Source organism: Microbispora sp. NPDC049633 (assembly GCF_040675265.1).
Classification (GTDB): domain Bacteria; phylum Actinomycetota; class Actinomycetes; order Streptosporangiales; family Streptosporangiaceae; genus Microbispora; species Microbispora maris.
The window spans coordinates 66,268-87,277 of sequence record NZ_JBFAOO010000004.1; the positions used below are offsets into that span (position 1 = coordinate 66,268).

Below are 21,010 nucleotides of genomic sequence, written 5' to 3' on the forward strand. Positions count from 1 at the left end.
GTACAGTGGGGGTGGCCCCCGCCTGCTATCACCGGGCAGGGGCCACCGTGCTCCTACAGTGTGGTCAGGCCGGCCGCGCGAAGCTCGGCACCGGTGAACCGGAGAGTCCCGGCATCCGGGTTCTTGCTGTCACGCAGGGCGAAGGCGTCGGCCTCGCCCGGAATCGGGGCCAGCTCGACGCACGACTCCATGTCCTCCTCCTGCTGGTTGCCGCCGCACAGCCGCCGGTAGCGCGCTCCGGCGAGATCGTGGTCGTACAGGTCCATCGCGTTCCTTCCTGTTCGGTGGTCCCACCTCGACGGGTTCGCCGGGCGGGCGTCTTCATCGGGACGGCCTTCATCGGATTGGGCTTCATCGGGCGCGGCCGAGGAGCACGTCCAGCCACAACCGGCGCGCCCGCGCGTCCGGCAGCCGCTCGGTCTCCCGGATCTCCGGCGTGCTGTCGGTCCGGTCCGTACGGCGGACGAACAGCAGCCCGCCGGAAGCGCAGAGTTCGTAGGCCAGTGGCGAGCAGTGGTCGCAGGTGTGCGCCACGACTCGGGCCCGGACAGTGCGCCCGGTCTCACGCATCCACCCGATCGCGACGCAGCCCGGCTGCTCCGGCGCCACGTGCAGCCCGGGACAGCTGTCAGGAAGCCGAGGCAAGAGCGGCCAGGCTCTCCTGCTCGGCGATGACCCGGCAGAGCTCGGCCAGATCGTCGCCGTCGACAGTCCGGGCGGCGCCCGCGTCCTCGGCCGCGGAGGGGAAAGCTCGTTCGCGGGTCGCCCAGAGTCGTCCACGATCGCTCGTCATCACCCGCCAGCCCTCGGTCGGCGTGGTGCTTTTCCGGTCTGTCACAGCTCGGACCTCAATTCCTGATCAGGGGTCCCTGTGCCGGACCCCGTTCGGTGCTACCTGCTATGACAGCGCTGCGTAACCTTCCCGGCACAGGTGCGGATGAGGGAAACTGAGGGCGCCCAGGGATCACCCCCGGATCCGAGCAGAGGTGCAGGCGATGAGCGACGACCTACCCGCATGGGCCGTACGGCTGCGCGCCGAGCGGCGCAACCGGTTGTGGAGCCAGCGCGAGATGGCCCGCCGCCTGGTCGAGGCAGCCGACGATGACATCCGTCCCCGCCTGCCCTCCCGCGAGACCATGATCCGCCGGATCAAGGCTTACGAGGCCGGACACAACCGCCCAGGCGATCCCTACCGCGTCCTGTACGCCCGAGCCCTCGGGCTCACCGAGGCGGAACTATTCGGAAAACCGATCGATGTCCCGACGCGCGAGGACGATGTGATCGACCTCGTCGCTTGGGTCGAGCAGACTAACGTAGGCGACGGCACGATCGGCATGCTCGCGGAGGAGACGCAACGCCTCGGTGAGAGCCACACGCACGTCCCTCCCGCGCGTGTGCTGTCTGATGTCGTCCGCCTCGAACGGCACACTCGCGCGCTGCTGTCAGGCGGCAGGCAGAGGCTTCGCCAGACCCGCGAACTGTTCCGCATCGAGGCCGATCTGCTGGCCCACGCCTGCATCCTCTTCGGGGACCTGCACCGCAATGTCTCCGCCCTGAGCCACGGCACGGCCGCAGCCGTGTGCGCCGACGAAGCCAGCATGAGCCCGGCCGCCGCGCTCAGTGCTCAGGCGAAGACCGAACGATGGCGGGGACGGTTCGCGGTGTCGGCCGACCTGGCCCGGCGAGGGTACGAGTGCAGCCCGCCGACACAGCTCCGAGTGCTGCTCGCCAGCCAGGAGGCCAACGCCGCAGGTCTGCTCGGGGATAAGGAACGGGCGCGAGAAGCCTTGCGGCGTGCCGAAGAGGCCGCCGAGGCCCGGCTCTCACTGGACTCCGGCGTCTCCCCCTGGTCGTGCCCGCGCCCGCGGCAGGCGTTGTACGCGCTCTCGGTCGCTTTGCAGGCCGGCAATCCTGAAGAGGCTCTTCACGCCGCTCGTATGGCGGAGTCCGCGTGGGCGTCGGGTGATCCACGCGTCCCTGCCACCTGGGCGCAGATCAGGTTCGGAGCAGCCAACGCGTACGCGATGATGGGCGACCTCCACGGTGCTGCCGAGCAGATCGCGCCCGTGATGAGCATGCCGCCGGAGTTCCGCGTGTCTACTGTGACGAACTACCTCGTGGAGCTGGACGCGCGGTTGGACGACCGGCGCTTCCACGGCTCTGACATCGCAGCGACTCTGCGGGAGCAAATCCGCGACTTCACCTCTGCCGCCCTGGCGGCAGTCGGTGCGGGGGAGGACGCGTGAGCCCTCTGCCGAGATTCATGGCCGACCGCTGGGGGAGACGGGAGATGCTTCCTCCCGGAAAGGGCCGGATCTACTGGCACGTCCTCTTGCGTGATCATCCAGAGGTCCGGGCGATAGTGAGCGAGGCCCATCGGCGGCTGGCTGGGATAGGCGGGCTGGACCCCGTGCCGTACGAGTGGCTGCACCTGACGACCCTCGTCGTCAGCCTTACGGACGAGGTTACGGAGGAACAAATCACCGTCCTGATTGCCGAGGCCCGCAAGCGCCTGGCGGACGTGCAGCCCGCCACCGTGACGCTCGGCCGCGTGCTCTACCACCCCGAGGCCATCGCCGTGGAAGCACGTCCCGCGGAAGCACTAGAACCGATGCTCGATGCAGTACGAGCCGCAACCCGCGCTGCCGTGGGCCATGACGGCGTCCTGGGCACTGACCCCTGGATACCGCACGTCACGGTCGCCTATAGCAGCGCGGACCAGCCCGCCGAGCCCGTCATCGCTGCCCTGGGCCGTCACCTACCGGAGTGCGAGGTCAGGATCGAGAGCATCAACCTGGTCAGCCAGGACGGCCCTGAATATCTCTGGAACTGGCATCCGCTGGCAGACGTGCTGTTCGGGGCAGCGCGCCAGAAGGTAAAGACGGACTGAGGCCTCGACCTTCCCGCATAGGCCGTACAGATACGACGACGCCTTTCGGCTGATGCCTGTCATTGCAGTCAGGGATACATCGATATGCAGCGGGCGACCGCCTACCTGCGGTTGGGCGCGGCCTACTGGGAGTTGGACCGGCTCCTCGGCACTACTCCGGGCTCGGCGCGTCGCGACAAGGGCGCGTTCTTGGCGCGTCAGGCCGCCGATCTGGCCACCCACGAACTATCGGCGGCGACGCTCCGCCAGGTTTGTAGGCTCTTCGGCCATCACCTCAAGCTCCCTTCGGAATGGTCAGATGTGCTTTGACCAGCATTAATGCGTTTGAAAGGGCAACGAGGGCCCGATGTGCCGCAAGCAGATTTGTGCTGACAGTCCGGACAGACTAGACATTGTCGTGTGACTGCGGAGAACAGGGCCGATAGCCGGGACTACCCTGCTGAGGCCTATGCGCCAAATGGGCAGCTTTGGTGGCGTCTGCGCTACCAGCCTGGGACTCGTCGGCCGTTTGGCGATGAGCGGAAGCTTGCCGCTTGGCTGACGTTCAACGTGAACGAAGGGGACACGTTCACGATGGCGGACCTACGTCGCGGACTCGGCGACGAGGTCCCTAACGATGCCGAACATCTGAATCGGCGTCTTAGAGCGCTTCGGCCGGATGGCTGGCGAATTCCATCAAATACCGATGATCGAACCCTTCCTATCGGCACCTACCGATTGGAGGCCAAGGGCTGGCATCCGGGCCTAGGACCACGGCCCAAGCGCGATGCAGTGTCCGATGCAGACCGTCGCCGGATCTTCAATCGGGATGGCTGGCGCTGCGTAGTCTGTGGGGTAGGGAGCGGTGAACCGTACCCGGAGAACCCGGACTCAAAGGCGGTTCTCACCGTTGGTCATCGTGTTGCACGCGATCTAGGCGGATCGGTCGAACTCGATAACCTTCAGACTGAGTGCAAACGTTGCAATGAGCCACTACGCCATGAGCTGGGGTTTCCTGAAACGCTCACCGAACTTCTCCCGGAGGTGAAACGCTTCCGCAAGTCGGAGCTGGAAATTCTGCTGTCGTGGCTGCAAGCCAAGCAGCGTATACGAAACCGTGTAGATGCTGCTTACGACAGAGCCCGTCGGCTATCTGAGGGAGAGCAGGAACAGCTGAAGCACACTCTGCGCAAGATGATTCAGGGCAGCCGTGAAGGCAATAGTAGTTAGTTTGCCATCATCGCATGGTACGCCGGACCCTTGCTGCATGAGAACCTTCGAGGGTCCGGCGCGGCCTATCATGCATGATTGACTCTCGCCCGGCGACCTTCCAGCCGTCGAATTCCTCTTAACTGATCTTTGCCCTGTTCTTCAGGAACTGCTCATGTCGAATGTGGTCGTCCTGGCCAACAAAGGCGCGGAACTGGCCTAGCTTGTAGGCGATAGCGTCGGTCTTGCTGCTCATCTCGATATCGAAATCCCGCCCGAGGAGGGCGATCCTGCGTTCCAAATCATGTTGTTCCAGCTTGAATTCTTTCGCCTCATCGGGCTTCAGGGTCCGTTTAATTTCGCGAACGATCTGGGTGGCGGTCATGAAGTCACCGCTGTCACGCAGTACCCGATAGATCGGGTCTTGGGTCCTGTCGCGTTTGCGTTCGCGTGTTCCTGCCTCCTTCTTTAGCGCCGCAGCTATCGCTTCGCCGACGGCGGCAGCAACTGGAGGCGGGAAGGCGTTGCCAATCTGCCGATACCGAGAGGTCTTTCTCCCCGTGAAGAACCATGGGAACTCCTCATCGTTCCAGCCTTGGATGCGCGCAACCATCTCGGTCGTCAGCTTCGGCATGAATTCGGGGTCGTCGTGCACTGTCGGTGGGGCGTCAGCCACGCCTAGGGCGTCCACACCCATCTCGGCCCAAGCGCGTTTGGCCCTAGTGGGCCCAAGGTCGGCACCTCCATGCTTCTTGGAACCGCCGACTACCGTCGGGGCGATGTCGTTGGCCTTTTCCCTCCATGCTTTGGCGCCTCGCCAACCGTCAGATGCCATCAAGTCGTAAAGGGTTTCGCCGACCGTCGGAGGTTTGCCGACTGAATCTGGCCAGTGAAAGTAATCGGCAAATTCCTCCTGTAGTGCGACGAGGACAAATCGCGGACGTAGTTGGGGCACGCCATATTCGGAAGCATGGAGAAGCTGCCATTCGGCGACGTAGTTGAGCTCGCGTAGCCGATCTAGAACATGCTGTCGATAGCCTGCGAAGCGAGGCATGCTCAATCCGCGTACATTCTCTAGGAGTAGCGCTTGCGGCTTAACTATCCCTGCTAGCTCCACTGCCCATGCGAAGAGGTCGCGTTCATCGGCTGCCCCTAGCTGCTTGCCCGCAATGGTGAACGGTGGGCAGGGAACGCCACCGGCGAGTAGGGCGACTCCCTCATATTCAGAAGGCTTCCACACGCTAGTGTCGGCTACGTCGCCCGTTTTCACTTCCCAGCGGGGGCGGTTATGCCGAAGCGTGTTAGAGGCGTTCTCGTCCAGTTCGACGGCTAGTGCGTGCTCGAACCCAGCCTTCTCCAGGCCGAGCGCCTGGCCGCCAGCACCAGCGCAAATCTCAACGACCTCAAGAGCCACGGAGGTTCTCCTCTAGGGTTCAGGAACAACGCGGACGTGTACTAGCTGTATCTTCGCGGGGAACACAGGACTGTGGGGTGCTCACCGGTGTGGATGTGCTGCAAGCATGAGCGATGAAGCGCGCAAGAAGGCTCACGCGCGGGGCCTGTACCCCGCGCCGCTCAACGAGGGCCGTTCCAGGAACATGCAAGCTAATCGCCGGGCGAACACCAAGCCCGAGGTAGCTCTGCGTAGTGCTCTGCATCGACTTGGCTATCGGTACCGCAAGGACCTCCGGCTGGATCTCGGCGATGTGAGAGTGCGTCCTGACATCGTCTTCACTGGCCGCAAGCTTGCTGTTTTTGTCGACGGGTGCTTCTGGCACGTGTGCCCCGAGCACGGTCGCCAACCCACCACGAACGAGTGGTACTGGGCACCCAAGCTTCGCCGAAACGTCGAGCGAGATCGTGTGGCCGATGCCGCGCTGACGGCAGCTGGCTGGCGGGTTGTCCGTCTCTGGGAACATGAGTCCCTGACAGCTGCTGTAGAGACAGTTGTTGCTGCCCTGAACTATGAGACCGAACACATGGACGACGATAGAGCATGTGACTGACAGAACTGCAGCGACTCCGGAACGTGATCAAGGCCGAGGCTGTGATAGCAAGCACTTCCGCCGCGACCTGCACGTTCCTACCATCGGGCGAGCGTCGGCGCAAGATCGCTGAACGGACGGACTCGGCCGAGGCCGATGCACTCTCTCCAGGCGTCTAGCTGGTCAGCCTTGATACGCCCATCGCTAGCCAGTTCCCGCACCACCTGATCTAGAGCATCGTAGGCGATGTGATAGACGGCATCGACTTCTCCCGTCCCGCGGGCAATGGCGGCTAGCCGGCTGGGCAAGGGTTCGGCGGTCACCGTCACCAGGTGGGGAAGGCGCTCTCGCCGATGACGAATCATTTGATTGTTCTCATGCCTAATGTTCTGGACGCGATCGGAGCGGATGGTCCACTTGCAAGATACTGCGGCGTGGAGAAACGGCAGGTTTGAGTCGGTTCGTCCCGGAAGGCCGACCGTAACGTCGGGTTTGATGCGGTAGTCACGGCCCAGAGTGATGCGCAGCTCAGGGTTCGTCTTGACGAGGCGGTCTACCTCATTCAGGTGGCTGTACTGGACAAAGCTGCTTATAGAAGCGGGCGCGACACGTACGTCCCACTCCCGCGCGTGATCATGATTAGGCAGTTCTAGTCGTAAGTGATCTGCGACGGCGCGTTCTAAAGGCCGGCCACTCTTCGGGTCCACCACCCCGGTAGGCACCCCGCGCGGAACGCTGAGCACATCGAGAACCCCAGCCGCGATTTCCATGGAAGCTGCGTTGTCGGTATCGGCAGTGTTTGGTACAAGGCCCTTCTTGCTGGTCTTCCAGCCAAGAAGGTCATTAGCAAAGCGAGCGTCCATCATGCCTTTCGAATGATCGTGACGGGAAACCATTGCATCCGGAGCGGATAGAAGCAGTGGCTCGTTTAGTCTGCATAGCTCTTGGCTGTCATGCGGACGAGTGCCCGCTCTGGTGACCGGGGGGCAGCTAAGATGCTCATCCGTGTGCGGTTGCGCGACGTCATTGATCAAAACTGAGCTTAAGCAAGCGCGGCAGCTCGTCCACGAAGTATCGCCCGCGCTGATATAAGTGATATATTTCGTCCAGCGTCTTCTCTAGAGTAGCTATAGCGTAGTTGTTGTGGACGATATAGTTGCGCAGGGATCCAACTTCTATAAAGGCCTCTATGGACTCTGTGAGGTTCGAATCCTCTTGGCAGTATCTCTTCATATTGCCCTTGAAGTCGGACCCGAAGAGAGCCCAGAATTTTGAGGCCGTCTTGGTCTTGCTGTCCCATTCAAAGTAAGTGTGATATTGCCTGTTTATGGCTCTCTGGTTCACGAGTTCAAGGATCTTCGAGTCTGATATATGTGCTCGCACATGCTCTCGCAAGCTCTCGCACACCTTCTCCTCGAACTCGCTAGCGGCCGCTAGAAGTAGGACCTTAGGAAGGGTCGTTTGAAGCGCTGCGTGATGTGAGACTTGATTCTGTTCTCTCAGGAAATCAAGGACCTCTTTATGATCCCCGTACATCCTCTGGACGGGGGTCATCATCGCAGCCCCGCCTGCTCGACGAGTAGTGAGAGGGTCTCCTCCAGACGATTCTTCACGTTGGCCGTCTTGGTTGAACCCTCTTGGGCGTACTGAGTAAATCTCCTATCCCTGCCGATGTTTTCCACCCAGCCCGGATTAATCGTAGCGACTTCCGTGCCCTGATCTCGCAGACCTAGCGCTGCTACGTAGATCGATTCGAACAGGAGAGGGCTGAACCGTGCCGATCCGGCCCGGTAGTTAGGGCGAGAAGCAGACGAGTTGATTTGCATAAACCAGGACCACTCTGCCGCGATCTGATTGATCTTCTCAGCAGAGAAGGACCTCGATGTTTGGCAGAACCGATTGACAAAGGCTGTCATTGAGCCCGAGTAGCCATCAGTGCCCTCGCGTAGGGCGAGACTACGAAGTATTACTTCGATGTCCTTCATGCGTGAATCGGGCTCGGGGGTGCCCAACAGATCACGCCACTTTGGGTCCTGATTTAGATCAAATAGCTTATCAAAGAAGGGTGAATGATACAGGCTAGCCCTAATCTCTTGAGGATTTAGGTTTACGCCACCGGTGTTGAGGCGATTGAACATCTCGAAGATTGAAGAGTTGTCATTTTCGGGACTCACCTGCTTCACAATTATGTTGCGAATGGGGCGTAGATCGAACTGGCGTTGATAATTACCTAGCGTCTCGTAGGTAAGGCCAGAGAACTTGTTGGCCTTGTAGCCCGGCAGGCTTGGCAGGCTCAGCTTGAATGGTTCGAAGTATTCGTCGTCCTGAAGGATCTCTGCAGAAATTCCACCCTCTGTATTGAAGAACTTCCGCAAGATGCTTCTTTTTTCCTTACGAGGAAATCTCTGCTTGGCAAAGAAGAATACCGTCAATAGTCGTTGCTGTCCATCTATGACGAGGAATTCGTTCCTCTTCTCCTCATATAGGAAAACCTGTGGCACTGGAAGGCCGAGAATTAGGGACTCGATAAGCTTAGAGGCGCGCTTGCGATCCCAGACGTAATTTCTCTGAAAGGCGGGAATCTTGATAGCGCCTTGCTCTATGAAGCTATTGATAGTCAGTGTGTTGAAATCATTGGGGGAGGCGACAATGTCGTACTCATCGATCTGTGCCCCGAAGTCGTCCTCCTCCAGCTCGTTCACATCAAAGCTAGGCAGGTCAGACTCTGCACTCGCCATGGCCGGGCACCTCCTGTATGCGATCTTTCGGGGCAGCCATACTGTAGCTGCGAAACGCCGTGTGCGGTGTGTGAAGAGGCGCCGACTTTACGGGACCTCCGCGCGGCCGCGTGCGGTCACGTTCGGGGGTGAAGTGCCGAGCATCAGTTGCCGACGTCTATGCCTACCCCTACAGATTGGTCCTTGGGCCCATAGCCAGTTCGTTTGCGCTTGTGCCGGTGCGTCAGCGCTCTCAGGCGGTTCACTGCGTGGCGAAGTTCGCTGCGCCCTTCTTCCGGCCAGATGTCCGCCCGTGCATGCCACAACAGCTTGAGTGATCGCTTAGGTCGGCCTACCCTCGGATTTGAGCGATCGCTCAAGACGTGGGAGACGCGTATGGGTCGGTTCGTGTATGTGGAGTGCTTGGTGCGGGCTGATATGGAAGCCCTGTGGGAGCGGACGCAGCGGCCTGAGCTGCATCAACTGTGGGATCTGCGGTTCACGGAGATCGACTACTTGCCGCGTGCCGACGGTGAGCCGCAGCGGTTCCGGTATGCCTTCCGGCTCCTGCCCGGGCTGGTCATCACCGGTGACGGCGTCACATCCGGAGACCGTCACGATCCTGAACAGAGGACGTCGGCGCTGCGCTTCGCCTCCGATCACCCGCTCTCGCTGATCCGCTCCGGCTCCGGCTACTGGCGGTACGTCCAGACCCCCGACGGCGTCCGCTTCATCACCCGGTACGGCTACCGCCCCGGCTGGGGGAGGGCCGTGGACCTTGTGTTCCGGCCGCTCATCGGGTGGGCGACGGCCTGGTCCTTCGACCGGCTCCGCCTCTGGCTGGAGACAGGCCAGACGCCCGAGCGCTCCCTGTGGCAGGCCCTCGCCGAACTCTGCCTGCGCACCCTCACGACCGCCATCGCCGTCACAACCACCCCGGCCGCCGTCGCCTGCCTGATCGGAGCGGCGGCCATCCTCCTGCCGCCGCTTCCGTCGACCCCGGCGGCCCGCCGATGCCTGCGCCGCCCGCCCGACCGGCAGGCGGCGAACGCCCCGCACACCCTGATGGAGACCCCATGACCTCGATCTTCAAACGTGCCCTCGGCGCGGACTTCGCCCGCCTGCACCCGCAACTGCAACGACGCTTCGGCGTCAGCGTCGCCGGCGGGCAGGCCTGCGTCGGCACGGGAGTCATGGAGCAGATCTGGCACGCCGGGTTCACCCGGCCGTTCCTGGCCCTCGGCGGCACCCGCAACATCCTGGTCCCCGAGCAGGGCCGGCAGGTGCCGTTCACCATCGAGAACTACCCGTACGTCGACTCGTACGGGCGGGAGACGGTCAGCTTCGTCCGCACCTTCGACCTACCCGGCCGCCCCAGAAGGTTCGACGCACAGATGGTGTACGACCCCGCCAGAGGCATCGTCGACTACCTGGGCTCGCACCAGCACCTCGCCGTGGACCTGGATCTCCAGGTGGACGAACGCGGGGGCATGGTCATCCGGTCCGGCGGGTTCCGCTTCCACGAGGGCTGGTTCTCCTGCCGTCTCCCCGCGATCATGACCGGCACCGCCGTGGTGCGGGAGTCGTACGACGACGAGGCGGGGGAGTTCCGCGTCGGAGTGACGGTCTCCCACTCCAGGCTGGGGCCGATGTTCGGCTACTGGGGCGCGTTCCGGGCCCGCTACGTCGACGTCACCGAGCACGGCGTGCCCGCCGTCATCAAGCCGCGGCGCGAAGAGGCACGCGTATGAATCCCACGCCGAGCTCGATCTTCGAACGTGCCCTCGGCGCGAACTTCGCACGCATGCATCCGCAACTGCAGCGCCGTTATGACCTGAGCGTCGCGAACGGCCGGGCCTGCGTCGGCACGGGGGTGATGACGCACGTCTGGCACGCGGGCTTCACCCGGCCGTTCCTCGTTCTCGGCGCGCTGCGCAACATCCTGGTCCCCGAGCAGGGCCGGCAGGTGCCGTTCACGATCGAGAACTACCCGTACGTCGACTCCCACGGCCGGGAGGCCTTCACCTTCGTGCGCAGCTTCGACCTGTCCGGCCGGCGACGACGGTTCGACGCCACGATGGTGTACGACCCCACGAGGAACGGCATCCTCGAGTACGTCGGCTCGCACCAGCACCTGTCCGTCGACCTGGATCTGCGGGTGGACGAGCGCGGAGGGCTGGTCTTCCGCACCGGCGGCTTCCGGCTGCACGAGGGGTGGCTCTCGTGCCGCCTCCCGAAGGCTGTCACGGGGTCGGCTCTCGTCAGGGAGTCGTACGACGACGAGGCGGGGGAGTTCCGCATCGAGGTGACGGTCTCCCACTCCAGGTTGGGCCAGTTCTTCGGCTACTCGGGCGCCTTCCAGGTCGGCTACGTCGACGTCGCACAGCACGGCGTGCCCGCTACGGTGATGCCGCGGCGCGAAGAGGTACGCCGCTGAGGGAGGGGACGATGGGCGACACCCGGACGAGGCTGCTCGAAGGCGCGCTGGAGACCTTGCGCACCCAGGGCATCGCCAAGGCCTCGGCGCGGGCCATCGCCTCCACCGCCGGGGTCAACCAGGCGCTCGTCTTCTACCACTTCGGCAGCGTCGACGAGCTGCTCGCGGCGGCTCTGCGGTACGGGTCGGAGCAGCGGGTGGCCGTTTATCGGGAGCGGTTCGCGTCCGTGACCTCCTTGAAGGAGCTGCTCGACCTCGGCCGCTCCCTGCACGCCGAGGAGCGCGCCGCGGGGAACCTGGCCGTGCTCGCCCAGATGCTCGCGGGGAGCCAGGCGGACGAGCGGCTCGCTCCCGCCACCGCCGGAGGGCTCACCCTGTGGGTCGCCGAGGTCGAGGACGTGCTGCGACGGGTGCTGGCCGGCAGCCCGCTCGCGGAGTTCGTGGACGTCGCCGGGCTCGCCCGCGCCACCGCCGCCGCCTTCGTCGGCCTCGAACTGTACGACGGCGTCGACAAGGACGGCGCCGAGCGGGCGTTCGACAGCCTGGAGCAGCTCGCCGGCCTGGTCGCCGTCCTTGAGGACATGGGCCCGCTGGTTCGCCGTACGGTCCGCGCCCGCCTCCGTAAGGCCAACGGCGCTTGACGAGCCGGCACCGCTTGAGTGGTGCCTGTCCCTGGTCAGAGCCCGGCGCGGTACGCCTCAAGGCGGTCGGCCAGTTCCTTCGGGTGACCGAGCATCGGACAGTGATCACCAGGCATTTCGTCCGGTTGGAAACCGAGACGCTCGGTGACGATCCCGCGCATGAACTCGGCCGGGAAGAAGCGGTCGCCGGCGGCCAGCAGGAACCTGGTCGGCACGTCCGGCCAGGAGGCCAGCGGCCACGGCTTGCCGAATGGGGTAGGCGCCTGGTGCCGCTGGTGTCGGGTAATGAACTCGGCGGCAAGGTCTGCCGGGGTGTCGTGCAGCACGAGGGAAAGCGTGTCCTCCTCCGTGCCGCCCGGGGCGCCTCGGCGCCGGTCGGCTTCCTCCCGTGCCGCCCAGTAGCCGGTGTTGCCCCACCATTCGCCGGGCGATTCGGCGGGAGCCGGGATCTGAGCCTGGAGCATCACGAGCAGGTCGGCAGGCACCCGGTCACACACCAGTGGGCCGGTGAATCCACCGAACGAATGGGCGACGACGACCAGACCGGTGCGCCCGCCGATCGCCTCGACCACCGTGTCCGCGTACTCCGCGAGCCCGGCCGACTCCTGATCACACGGCAGGTCCGGCGCCACCACATCGTGGCCCCGGTCTCGCAGGGCGGCCGAGAGCGGTCCCCAGTACCAGGAATCGACCGCCGCGGCGTGGATCAACACGTAAGTCGCCATCAGACAGAATCCTCTCAAGTTGTCGATCTACTCGTACGGCGTGCCGTCCGCGCTCGCCTCCATGAGGCCGGCTGCGCAGAGAAGTGAGCCAGCGCACCGGCGGAACGGCGTTGCGGGCACGCTTGCGCCGGAACCGGCGGCGGAAGCCGGGCGGCCATGGCCGGACACGTGCCACTACGGTGCGGCCGCGAAGAGGAACGAAGCGGCGCCGGCCTTCCTGCGCCGGCCGTCACGGGAACCGCCATCAGTCGACCCTAACGACGTATTTGCCCCGCACCCCGCCCGCCTCCAGCGCTCGGTGTGCCGCCGCCGTCTCCTCCAGCGGGAAGCACGTGTCCACCGCGGGGCGCAGTTTCCCCTCCGCCACCTCGCGGGCGAGGTCGTCGAAGAGCGCCCGTTTGGGGTTGCCGCTGAAGAAGCGCACCCGGCCGCGTCCGTGTACGGCGCTGGCGGCGATGTAGCCGAGTGAGGAGGCGAGCCGCGTCAGGTCGAAGGCGATGGTGACCATGCGGCCGCCGGGCGACAGCAGGCGCCGGAAGGCCCGCAGATCGGTGCCCGCGGTGTCGAGGACCACGTCGAACCGGTCCAGTTCCTCCGGCGAGACGGTCCGGTGGTCGATGACGTGGTGGGCGCCCAGCGTACGGACGAAGTCCAGGTTGGCGGCGCGGGCCAGGGCCGTGACCTCGGCGCCATAGGCCCGTCCGAGCTGGACGGCGGCGTTGCCGACGCCGCCCGCCGCGCCGCGTACGAGCAGTCGTTCGCCGGGGCGCAGTCCGGCCTTGTCGCGCAGCGCCGTGATGGCCGTGGTCGCCACCGGGAGTGCGGCGGCTTCCACGAGATCCAGCCCGTCCGGGACGCGGCCGAGCCGCCCGGCCCGGACGGTCACATACTCGGCGGCGGTGCCGAATCCGGTGCGGCCCACGATGCCCCACACCCGGTCGCCGACCGCGACGTCCGTCGTGCCGGCGCCGAGCGAGGCGACCTCGCCGGTGAAGTCCAACCCCACGCGTTGCGGAAACCTCCGCCCGGTGAGGAGACGGAGGCTGCCGCTACGGGCCGCCGTTTCGCCGCCGTTGACGCTGAACGCGCGCACCCGTACGAGCACCTCGCCGGGCGCCGGTTCGGGGCGTGGCACGCGGCCCACGTAAAGCACCTCGGGGCCGCCGTAGCGGTCGAAAAGCACGGCTCTCATCATGCGGTCGTCCATCGTTCTCACCTTCGCCGGCAGCGGACGTGTGGGGGATCCGGCCCGAGCGTAGGCTCACAAGTGGACGCCGCCGTCCGTTTAGACCGGAAGTGAGAAACAGTGGTGGAGGAATCCTCTCGGATCGCCGACCAAAGGCTGCGGGCCGACGCCCGGCGCAACCTGGACCGCATCCTCGTCGCCGCCCGTGCGGTCTTCGCCGAGCACGGGATCGACGCGCCCATGGCGACCGTGGCCCGGCGGGCCGGGGTCGGCGTGGCGACGCTCTACCGGCGTTTCCCGACCCGGGACGCCCTCGTGCGGGCCGCGTTCGCGCAGCAGATGGAGACCTGCGTCCGGGCGCTCACCGAGGCGCTGGCCGACCCCGACCCCTGGCGGGGCTTCCAGCGGCTGTTCGAGACGATCTGCGAGCTTCAGCGGCAGGAACAGGGCTTCCCGGCCGCGTTCGTCGCGGCCTTCCCGGACAGCACGGCGGAGCACACCCAGGCACGGGAACGGGCTGAGCGGGACCTCATGACCCTGGTCCGCAGAGCCCAGGCGGCGGGTGCGCTACGGGCCGACTTCCACCCGTCCGACCTCGCCGTGGCCGTGTTGTCCCACTGCGGTCTGGTCACCGCGCTGCCGCATGACGCAGCCGCGTCCCGGCGCCTGGTGGCGTTCCTGCTCCAGTCGTTCCGCGCCGAGGCGGCTCACGGGGCCCTGCCTCCGCCGAGTGCTCTGTCGCTACGCGGTTTCCCGATCGCGGCCGACGGCTCCCGGAGACAGCGCCCCGCCAGGGGCTGAGACGAGCGTGATCGCGCTACTGCACGCAGAGCGCGGACACCGTCACGTCGTAGATGTACCAGCTGCTGTCCGGAGTCGCGTACACGGTGGTCACGCCGGTCGTCTGATAGCCGGTGCAGTCGCCGCCGGCCGCGAGGATGGCGGCGCGGGCCGCTGCCGCGCCGTTCTGTGTGGCCGTCGAGCTCGTGCTGCCCTGACCGCGACCCGTCGCCGTGCGCGGCACGGTGTAGTGAGACGGAGACGCCGGCGCGCACAGCCCGGTCGCCGTCCCGCCGTACACGTAGCCGCCTCCGCTGGGCACGGTGTACTGGAGACTGGCCGACGAGGTCACGTTCGTGCAGACCTCCCCCAGCTGAGCGGCCGCGCTGTTGAGAGCGCTACGGGCGTTCGCCTGGGCCGCCGCCGAGGCCGTGGACTGGGTCTGGCCCCACGCCGTGGAGGTCGCCGTACGCCAGGTGTCGGCGTGGGCCGCCGCCGGACTGAGGCCGATCGCCGCCGCGACGAGCGCTCCCAGGATCATCGATCGGCCGGCGAGCCGTCCGCGCCGGTTCCCGCCGTACGGTTCACCGTGCTGAGCCATTCGCGTCTCCTATCGGTGCCTTATGCATCGACCGTGCAGGATGTGCTGCGGTCCCCGCGTGCAGGCATGATCTCGGGGCGCGACGTCATCGTAGGTTCGCCGTTTCCCGGCGGCCATCCTCGGCGGTGCGGGCGGCGCGGACACGCTGGTGGGCGATCGCGGCCGATGTAAGTTTCGGCGCCCTCGCCCGGCGAGGGCCCGGACGCGGCCCACGCCTCCATCCTGGGCACGGCCGGCGAGCTGCTGCACGGCGCGCGTTCCGCGTCACGCCCCAATCAGCGGTCCGATCAGCGGTCGCGGCGGCCGTTCTCCGGGTCCTCGTCCTGCCCGCTGTGGTCGAGGCCGGTGAACTGCCGCAGGTACGCCTGATAGGCGTCGGCCCGGACTCTGGCCGACGGCGACCGCACGTCCCGGGCGACGTTCTGCGGGAGGCCGCCGGAACCGGCCCGCCTGGACCGGTAGTCCCGCAGGCGTTCCTGATGCTCGTCCGCCCAGTCGCGCAGCGCCCCGATACGGGCGAAGTGGAACGCCGCGGCCAGCAGGGGAATGAGGAGGACCGTCGTCACGATGGAGCCGATGTCGTGCACGAGCACCCCGAGGATCAGGACGGCTCCGCCCACGCTGCCGGCTCTGATCAGACCCCTCCGGGCGCTCGCGCGGTCGGTCCGGGCCTCCTCGATCCACGCGCGCAGGCGCCGCAGCGGAGGCTGGTACGCCGCGCCGAGCCGTACGACTCGCGGGAGCAGGCCCGCGTACGCCGCCAGGGTCAGCGCGACGAGATACCAGGACAGCGTCGTGGCGATGTCCGGACGAGCCCAGCCCCACATGATCCAGGGCAGCGGGATCGTGGCCGCGCCCCAGGCCCCGAGCCACAGAGCCGCGCGGACGGCCGCCCCCGATCGGGCGGTGGGCGCGAGCCTGCGGTGCTCGTAGTCGGCCCACTGCCGGTCGCGCAGGGCGGAGGCGGCGTCCAGGGCGGTCGACATCCGCTGGTTCTGCCGGTCGGCTGCCGCCTGGTGACGCTGCTGTTGCGCCTGCGCCGCGGCGAAAGCGGTGAAGTCGGCGCGCACGAGCCACCCGACAGGAGTGTCATGGCCGCCGTCCCGCGCGCGCAACCAGTCGTACCAGCCGACCTCACCCGTGGGGGGAGGCGTCACGCGCTCGCAGCCGGCGCGCAACCACGTCGTGCTCTCCGGGTAGGGCAGAAGGGCCGCCAGCAGCAGCCCGCGTGCCCCGCTCTCGGCCCACTCCCGGGCTTCCGGCGGCAGTCCGGGAACCTGAGCCGCCAACCGCCGCCACGAACGCCAGGCCTCGTCCCATGCCCGCTGCGTTCCCCGCAACGCGCTCAGGCCGGCGAAGCCGGCGAGGGCGTCCAGCAAGCCGCCCTCGCAGAGGTCGCGGTAGAGCTCCCACTCTGGGCCGCTTTCCCGTAGACGACCGAGCCTGCATGCCTCGGAGAGCGACTCCGGTGTCACGATCGTTCCCCGCCAGACGGCTTCGCCCCGCGGATCGAGCCAGCCCAGCAGGTGAAGCAGTTTGAGGTCGGCCGGGAGTCCGTCGTCCCGGAGCCGATGGTCGACGAGTTCGATCTGGGCGGTCAGGTCGTCGGCACTGAGACCGTCGAGCTCGTGCAGCCAGGCGAGAAGGCCGTGCCACCCGTCGGAGGGTGTGCCGCTTGTGCCCGCGCCCTCGAAGAACTGCCGCCTCGCGGCCGCCCACTCGCCGCGGATGGCGTCGGCCAGTTCCTCCCGGGTCGTGACCGCCGCGCCCGCGAGGACCAGCGGCCGACGCCACGGCGCCGCGTGGTGGATGTGATTGATCTGGACGTTGCGATCGCCGAGCTGGAAGGGGGCCGGGCCGTGGAAGACGTTCCCCGATACTCCGTCTCTTCCCGGCTCGTCTCTTCCCGGCTCGGCGTCGCGGGTCATGTCCCCGGCCCGAAGTGGTTGTCCTGCCGGTTGCCGTTCCCGACCTGGAACGCGGTCGGTCCACTAAAGACGTTGCCCGACACTCCCCCCGCCGACGCCTGACGAGCCTGGTCGGCGATGTCGTTCAGTTCGCGGGCGACCCGTTCGCGTTCGGCCTCGCCGAGACTCTCCAGCAGCATCTCGAACCGGGCCGTCCAGGACGCCTCCTGCCGTGCCCGTACCAGCGCCGCTTCCTCCGGCGCGAGTGAGGCGAGGGCCGTCGCGGTCTGGTCCAGGCGCGTCAGTTCCGCCTGCTCGCGTTCGGGATCGTCGCGGCCGAGCACTTTCGCCACCCGCTGCCGCACGATCACCCAGGCGTCCGTGCCCGCGGCCTGCACCACCGCGGTTCCGCCCGCCGCGACCGCCGCTGCCAGCCATTCGAGCATTCCCGGCCTCCTTACAAGATCCAATGACACTGTATATCTGGCCTTGACGAGGTCGCCGGATGTCTGGAAATCGATCGGTGGAACGAGGCCGCCCGGTTCGGATCAGGACCGTTCAGATCAGGACCGTCATGCCCTCGTCGACCACCCGGAAGCCGAGCCGCTCGTACAGGTGGCGGGCGGGGTTGCCCTGTGTGACCACCAGGCCGAGGCCGGGCAGGCCATCCGCACCGGCGCGGACCAGGGTGGCCGTCAGCATGAGCGCGCCGAGACCCCGCGGCGACCGCTCCGGGTGCCGGAACACGTCCGCGATCCACGGCCCTCGCTCGGAGTCGTTGACGAGGACGCCGCCCACCACCTCGCCGGGAGAGCCGTCCCGTACGGCGAGCACGCTGCACGGAAGCAGCGGGCCGATCTCCTCGCCGGTGAGCAGCGGAACGAGCTCCTCCTCAAGGGCCTTCTCAGGATCCCGGGGACGGTGGTCGGGATGGCCGGGCGGGTAGGCCGCGAACCACGCGGGGAAGATGTCGGCGGGCGCCCGGTCGCAGGGCACCAGCCGGAAGCCGTCGGGCGCGGCGCCCTCCACCGGCCGGGTGATCGGCAGGTCACACCGCATCCCGGTGGCGTGCCGCTGCAGCCGGGCACCCCGCTCCACCAGTTGCCGGCCGAGCTCGACCGGCGCGGAGACGGCCCAGCCCCGGAGCCGTGACATGATCACGGCGGCGGCGTCCGGGCCGATGTCCTCGATCGCGTAGGCCCAGGGAAGGCCGTCACGGACGCCCTCCCGGTAGCTCATCACCGAGACGCCCTCGGCGTCGGTCAATCTCCGCCGCTCCTCGCCCATAGCCCGAAGGGTCGCGCGGCCCGGCCCGGACGGCAACCCTTTATCGGTTCGCGAGGACCTCGCGGAGCGCGGCCGGCTTACGGCCGAGCAGGTCGCCCAGCGCCGGGCCGACCTCGGCGAACTCCCCCTGACGACTGGCCTCGAACATGCCCAGCAGGAACCGGGCCTGCTGCTCGGGCACGCCGCGCGCCAGCATGCCCGCGACCCACTCGTCGTCCGGGACGGTGACGCGGGTGATCTCGCGGCCCGTCAGGTCGGAGGCGATCGCGGCGACGTCCGCGAGGTCGAGCGACTCGGGGCCGGTCAGCGGCGGCGTGACCCCGCCGAGCCGGCCCTCCTCGGTCAGCGCGATGGCGGCCGCCTCGGCGAGGTCGGCGTGGGCGGTCCAGGAGACCGGGCCGTCCTCGGGCGCGACGAGCGTGCCGGTCTCCAACGCTTGCTGCACGAAGTGGAGCGCGGTGGTCGCGTAGAAGCCGTTGCGCAGCGCGGTGAACGCCACCCCGCATCCGCGCAGGTCCTGCTCCGTCTCGGCGTGGGCCGGCATCGGGCCGAAGGCGGAGGCCGGGCTCGCGCCCATGTGGCTGGTGTAGAGGATCCGCCCGGCTCCCGCCGCCTTGGCCGCCTCGATCGCCGTACGGTGCGGGCGGGCGTCGGCCGGGCCGGAGACGACGAGCACCTGCGACGCGCCCTCGAACGCGTGCGCCAGGCCCGCGGGGTCGTCGAAGTCGCCCTGCCGTACGCGGACGCCGCGCTGGGCGAGGTCCTCGGCTCGCGAAGCGTCGCGGACGCTGACGCCGATCCGGTCGGCGGGAACGCGTGCGAGCAACCGCTCGACGACGCCGCGCCCGAGCTGACCGGTCGCTCCGGTGATGATGATCACGATTCTCTCCATTGCTATCGCTGATATCGACTGCACGCTAACACTGGAAATTCAGCGATAGCAACTTGCTGCTATCGTTGGAAGCATGAGCGACCCTGAGGGTGAGACGGCAAGCGGCCGCGACAGGACGCGGGCGCACATCGTGTCGGTCGCGGCGCGGCTGCTCGCGAGCGGTGGGCGCGACGCCCTCTCGACCAGGGCGGTGGCCGCCGCGGCGGGGACGCAGGCACCCACGATCTACCGCCTGTTCGGCGACAAGGAGGGCCTGCTCGACGCGGTCGCCGAGTATGGCTTCGACTCCTACCTGCGGGACAAGAGGGCGACCCCGCCCGCCGGCGACCCGGTCGAAGGGCTGCGCGCCGGGTGGGACCTGCACGTCGGGTTCGGGCTGGCGAACCCCGCCTTGTTCTCGCTCATGTACGGCGATCCCACGCCGGGACGGCAGTCGCCCGCGGCCGTCGCCGCCTTCCGCGTGCTGGGGGAGCGCATCCGCGCCATCGCCGCCGCCGGCCGGTTGAGGGTCGGCGAGCGCCTGGCGGCGGACCTCGTGCACGCCGCCGGCTGCGGCACGGTCTTCGCGCTGCTCGCCATGCCGGAGGAACGGCGCGACCCGCGCCTGTCCGAGGTGGCCCGCGACGCGGCGATCGCCGCCATCACCACCGACCTCCCTGCGGTCGAGACCCCCGGACCCGCCGCGGCGGCGATGGCACTGCGCGCCGCGCTGCCCGACGCCACGGCTCTCACCGACGGTGAACGCCACGTGCTCGGCGAATGGCTCGACCGCCTGGCCGCCGACCGATCCGGCTCGCCGAAGTAGCGGCTGTCTGCCGCGTTCGGGTGGCCGGCCCGCCGAGTTCCTGGTAGATCAGGAGCCGTAACTTTACGTGAGCACATTGCGACTCCTCGTGGCATCGACGGTGCCGGTAGGTGATCGTTGTGCCGGTGTCCCCATCTCAAGGAGGCTCAACGTGCTCGGTCTCTCGCGCGCCCTGTCCACCGGCGTGGCTGTCCTGGCTCTCGGCGGTACCGCCTTCACCCCGGCGGCCTCGGCCTTCTCGGCTTCGGCCACGCCAGAGCGGGTTCGTGTCCGCGCGGTCGAGGCCGTCCGGGCAGGGGAGTGGGAGCGGTTGCCGGGCCTGGCCTCTCGCGTGGCCGCCGGCTCCTCCGCGCTGTGGGGCATCAGTCCGTCAGGAGTCGTACAGCAGTGGACCGGGACGGGCTGGACCCTGGTGGGTGACCAGGCCACCCGGATCTCCGTCAGCACGGACGGCCTGCCCTGGATCGTGCGCTCCAACGGGAACATCTTCCGGCGCACGTCGGCCGGCCAATGGCAGCAGGTGACGGGCACCGGCGTCGACATCGGCGCAGGCGGCGCCGACAACACCTGGACGCTCGGCAGCACCGGTGGCGTCTTCCGCTGGAACGGAAGCGCCTGGACCCGCACAGACGGATCGGCCGTCCGCATCGCGGCCGGCGGCGGAAGTGAGACGTGGATCATCGACCCCAACGGATCGGTCTACCGGCGATCGGGTGACCGATGGCAGCAGATGCCCGGATCGGGACTGCTCGACATCGCCGTCGCCAGTCCCGCACGCGTGGCCATCACCACCGCCGATCACGACGCCTACCTGTGGACCGGCTCGGACTGGCGGCAACTGACCGGCATCGCCGCGGTCAGCATCGCGATCAACGACAAGTACGTCTACGCCGTGGACCCGGCCGGCAGGATCTGGAAGCTCGGCGCCTGACCGTCGCGAGCGCTCCCAGAGGGCCTTCGGGCCCCGGC

General features: G+C 67.2%; 26 protein-coding genes. 12 read left to right on the forward strand and 14 right to left on the reverse strand.

Features of this window, described 5'->3' with window-relative positions; genetic code table 11:
* Positions 1-53: 53 nt before the first annotated feature.
* From AB0J39_RS02445 to AB0J39_RS02455, 3 genes are all read right to left on the reverse strand, one after another.
* A complete protein-coding gene (locus AB0J39_RS02445; protein ID WP_363460986.1) occupies positions 54-266 on the reverse strand; it encodes a DUF397 domain-containing protein in 213 nt (70 codons plus the stop codon).
* Between the two features lie 85 nt (positions 267-351).
* Positions 352-570: a hypothetical protein gene (locus AB0J39_RS02450; protein ID WP_363460988.1), complete on the reverse strand. Its 219-nt coding sequence runs from the start codon at positions 568-570 to the stop codon at positions 352-354.
* Between the two features lie 58 nt (positions 571-628).
* Positions 629-838, reverse strand: a complete 210-nt coding sequence (locus tag AB0J39_RS02455; RefSeq protein ID WP_363460990.1) for a hypothetical protein — start codon at positions 836-838, stop codon at positions 629-631.
* Between the two features lie 157 nt (positions 839-995).
* On the opposite strand from AB0J39_RS02455, the gene AB0J39_RS02460 reads away from it, so the two are divergent.
* From AB0J39_RS02460 to AB0J39_RS02475, 4 genes are all read left to right on the forward strand, one after another.
* Entirely contained in the window at positions 996-2,246 is a 1,251-nt protein-coding gene (locus tag AB0J39_RS02460; protein ID WP_363460992.1) for a helix-turn-helix transcriptional regulator, read from the forward strand.
* Between the two features lie 116 nt (positions 2,247-2,362).
* Entirely contained in the window at positions 2,363-2,890 is a 528-nt protein-coding gene (locus tag AB0J39_RS02465) for a 2'-5' RNA ligase family protein (RefSeq protein WP_363460995.1), read from the forward strand.
* Positions 2,891-2,974: 84 nt separating this feature from the next.
* Positions 2,975-3,199, forward strand: coding sequence for a hypothetical protein (locus AB0J39_RS02470; RefSeq protein ID WP_363460997.1), 225 nt, complete (start codon positions 2,975-2,977; stop codon positions 3,197-3,199).
* A 90-nt stretch (positions 3,200-3,289) separates the two neighbouring features.
* Positions 3,290-4,099 carry an HNH endonuclease signature motif containing protein gene (locus AB0J39_RS02475; RefSeq protein WP_363460999.1) on the forward strand — a complete coding sequence of 270 codons (810 nt, stop codon included), beginning with the start codon at positions 3,290-3,292 and terminating at the stop codon, positions 4,097-4,099.
* Positions 4,100-4,217: 118 nt separating this feature from the next.
* On the opposite strand, the gene dcm is transcribed toward AB0J39_RS02475, so the two are convergent.
* Positions 4,218-5,492 (reverse strand): DNA (cytosine-5-)-methyltransferase, encoded by a 1,275-nt coding sequence (dcm, locus tag AB0J39_RS02480; RefSeq protein ID WP_363461001.1) that lies wholly within the window; start codon positions 5,490-5,492, stop codon positions 4,218-4,220.
* Positions 5,493-5,598: 106 nt separating this feature from the next.
* Here dcm and AB0J39_RS02485 point away from each other — a divergent pair, with 106 nt between their 5' ends.
* On the forward strand, positions 5,599-6,084 hold the full coding sequence (locus AB0J39_RS02485) for a very short patch repair endonuclease (protein WP_363461003.1): 486 nt from the start codon (positions 5,599-5,601) through the stop codon (positions 6,082-6,084).
* A 77-nt stretch (positions 6,085-6,161) separates the two neighbouring features.
* On the opposite strand, the gene AB0J39_RS02490 is transcribed toward AB0J39_RS02485, so the two are convergent.
* The 3 genes from AB0J39_RS02490 to AB0J39_RS02500 all read right to left on the reverse strand — a co-directional run bounded on the left by AB0J39_RS02490 (position 6,162) and on the right by AB0J39_RS02500 (position 8,801).
* A complete protein-coding gene (locus AB0J39_RS02490; protein WP_363461005.1) occupies positions 6,162-6,929 on the reverse strand; it encodes an NgoMIV family type II restriction endonuclease in 768 nt (255 codons plus the stop codon).
* A gap of 157 nt (positions 6,930-7,086) precedes the next feature.
* Positions 7,087-7,620: a HEPN domain-containing protein gene (locus tag AB0J39_RS02495; protein WP_363461007.1), complete on the reverse strand. Its 534-nt coding sequence runs from the start codon at positions 7,618-7,620 to the stop codon at positions 7,087-7,089.
* On the reverse strand, positions 7,617-8,801 hold the full coding sequence (locus tag AB0J39_RS02500) for a DUF262 domain-containing protein (protein ID WP_363461009.1): 1,185 nt from the start codon (positions 8,799-8,801) through the stop codon (positions 7,617-7,619). The genes AB0J39_RS02495 and AB0J39_RS02500 overlap by 4 nt, the downstream gene beginning before the upstream one ends.
* A gap of 405 nt (positions 8,802-9,206) precedes the next feature.
* Between AB0J39_RS02500 and AB0J39_RS02505 the strand changes: the two genes are divergently transcribed.
* From AB0J39_RS02505 to AB0J39_RS02520, 4 genes are read left to right on the forward strand one after another with little or no spacing between them, the layout of a single operon-like run.
* Positions 9,207-9,860: a hypothetical protein gene (locus AB0J39_RS02505; RefSeq protein WP_363461011.1), complete on the forward strand. Its 654-nt coding sequence runs from the start codon at positions 9,207-9,209 to the stop codon at positions 9,858-9,860.
* Positions 9,857-10,531: a DUF4166 domain-containing protein gene (locus AB0J39_RS02510; protein WP_363461013.1), complete on the forward strand. Its 675-nt coding sequence runs from the start codon at positions 9,857-9,859 to the stop codon at positions 10,529-10,531. The genes AB0J39_RS02505 and AB0J39_RS02510 overlap by 4 nt, the downstream gene beginning before the upstream one ends.
* The gene (locus AB0J39_RS02515; protein WP_363461015.1) at positions 10,528-11,217 is read left to right on the forward strand and encodes a DUF4166 domain-containing protein; all 690 of its coding nucleotides are present in this window, start codon (positions 10,528-10,530) and stop codon (positions 11,215-11,217) included. The genes AB0J39_RS02510 and AB0J39_RS02515 overlap by 4 nt, the downstream gene beginning before the upstream one ends.
* A gap of 11 nt (positions 11,218-11,228) precedes the next feature.
* Positions 11,229-11,858: a TetR/AcrR family transcriptional regulator gene (locus tag AB0J39_RS02520; RefSeq protein ID WP_363461017.1), complete on the forward strand. Its 630-nt coding sequence runs from the start codon at positions 11,229-11,231 to the stop codon at positions 11,856-11,858.
* Between the two features lie 35 nt (positions 11,859-11,893).
* On the opposite strand, the gene AB0J39_RS02525 is transcribed toward AB0J39_RS02520, so the two are convergent.
* Both AB0J39_RS02525 and AB0J39_RS02530 read right to left on the reverse strand, forming a co-directional pair.
* The gene (locus tag AB0J39_RS02525) at positions 11,894-12,571 is read right to left on the reverse strand and encodes an alpha/beta hydrolase (RefSeq protein WP_363461055.1); all 678 of its coding nucleotides are present in this window, start codon (positions 12,569-12,571) and stop codon (positions 11,894-11,896) included.
* A 256-nt stretch (positions 12,572-12,827) separates the two neighbouring features.
* The gene (locus AB0J39_RS02530; protein WP_363461019.1) at positions 12,828-13,790 is read right to left on the reverse strand and encodes an NAD(P)-dependent alcohol dehydrogenase; all 963 of its coding nucleotides are present in this window, start codon (positions 13,788-13,790) and stop codon (positions 12,828-12,830) included.
* A gap of 102 nt (positions 13,791-13,892) precedes the next feature.
* Between AB0J39_RS02530 and AB0J39_RS02535 the strand changes: the two genes are divergently transcribed.
* Positions 13,893-14,570, forward strand: a complete 678-nt coding sequence (locus AB0J39_RS02535; RefSeq protein ID WP_363461021.1) for a helix-turn-helix domain-containing protein — start codon at positions 13,893-13,895, stop codon at positions 14,568-14,570.
* Between the two features lie 16 nt (positions 14,571-14,586).
* Here the strand turns inward: AB0J39_RS02535 and AB0J39_RS02540 are convergent, their stop codons facing one another.
* The 5 genes from AB0J39_RS02540 to AB0J39_RS02560 all read right to left on the reverse strand — a co-directional run bounded on the left by AB0J39_RS02540 (position 14,587) and on the right by AB0J39_RS02560 (position 19,224).
* A complete protein-coding gene (locus AB0J39_RS02540) occupies positions 14,587-15,150 on the reverse strand; it encodes a hypothetical protein (protein ID WP_363461023.1) in 564 nt (187 codons plus the stop codon).
* 287 nt (positions 15,151-15,437) lie between these two features.
* Positions 15,438-17,078, reverse strand: coding sequence for a hypothetical protein (locus AB0J39_RS02545; protein ID WP_363461025.1), 1,641 nt, complete (start codon positions 17,076-17,078; stop codon positions 15,438-15,440).
* Entirely contained in the window at positions 17,075-17,503 is a 429-nt protein-coding gene (locus AB0J39_RS02550; protein ID WP_363461027.1) for a hypothetical protein, read from the reverse strand. The genes AB0J39_RS02545 and AB0J39_RS02550 overlap by 4 nt, the downstream gene beginning before the upstream one ends.
* 112 nt (positions 17,504-17,615) lie before the next feature.
* Positions 17,616-18,323 carry a GNAT family N-acetyltransferase gene (locus AB0J39_RS02555; RefSeq protein WP_363461029.1) on the reverse strand — a complete coding sequence of 236 codons (708 nt, stop codon included), beginning with the start codon at positions 18,321-18,323 and terminating at the stop codon, positions 17,616-17,618.
* Between the two features lie 61 nt (positions 18,324-18,384).
* Complete coding sequence (locus AB0J39_RS02560) at positions 18,385-19,224, reverse strand: NAD(P)H-binding protein (RefSeq protein ID WP_363461031.1); 840 nt, start codon at positions 19,222-19,224, stop codon at positions 18,385-18,387.
* 85 nt (positions 19,225-19,309) lie between these two features.
* Between AB0J39_RS02560 and AB0J39_RS02565 the strand changes: the two genes are divergently transcribed.
* Together AB0J39_RS02565 and AB0J39_RS02570 are read left to right on the forward strand one after the other, a co-directional pair.
* Positions 19,310-20,041: a TetR/AcrR family transcriptional regulator gene (locus AB0J39_RS02565; protein ID WP_363461033.1), complete on the forward strand. Its 732-nt coding sequence runs from the start codon at positions 19,310-19,312 to the stop codon at positions 20,039-20,041.
* Positions 20,042-20,192: 151 nt separating this feature from the next.
* A complete protein-coding gene (locus tag AB0J39_RS02570) occupies positions 20,193-20,972 on the forward strand; it encodes a tectonin domain-containing protein (protein WP_363461035.1) in 780 nt (259 codons plus the stop codon).
* The last annotated feature ends 38 nt before the right edge of the window (positions 20,973-21,010 follow it).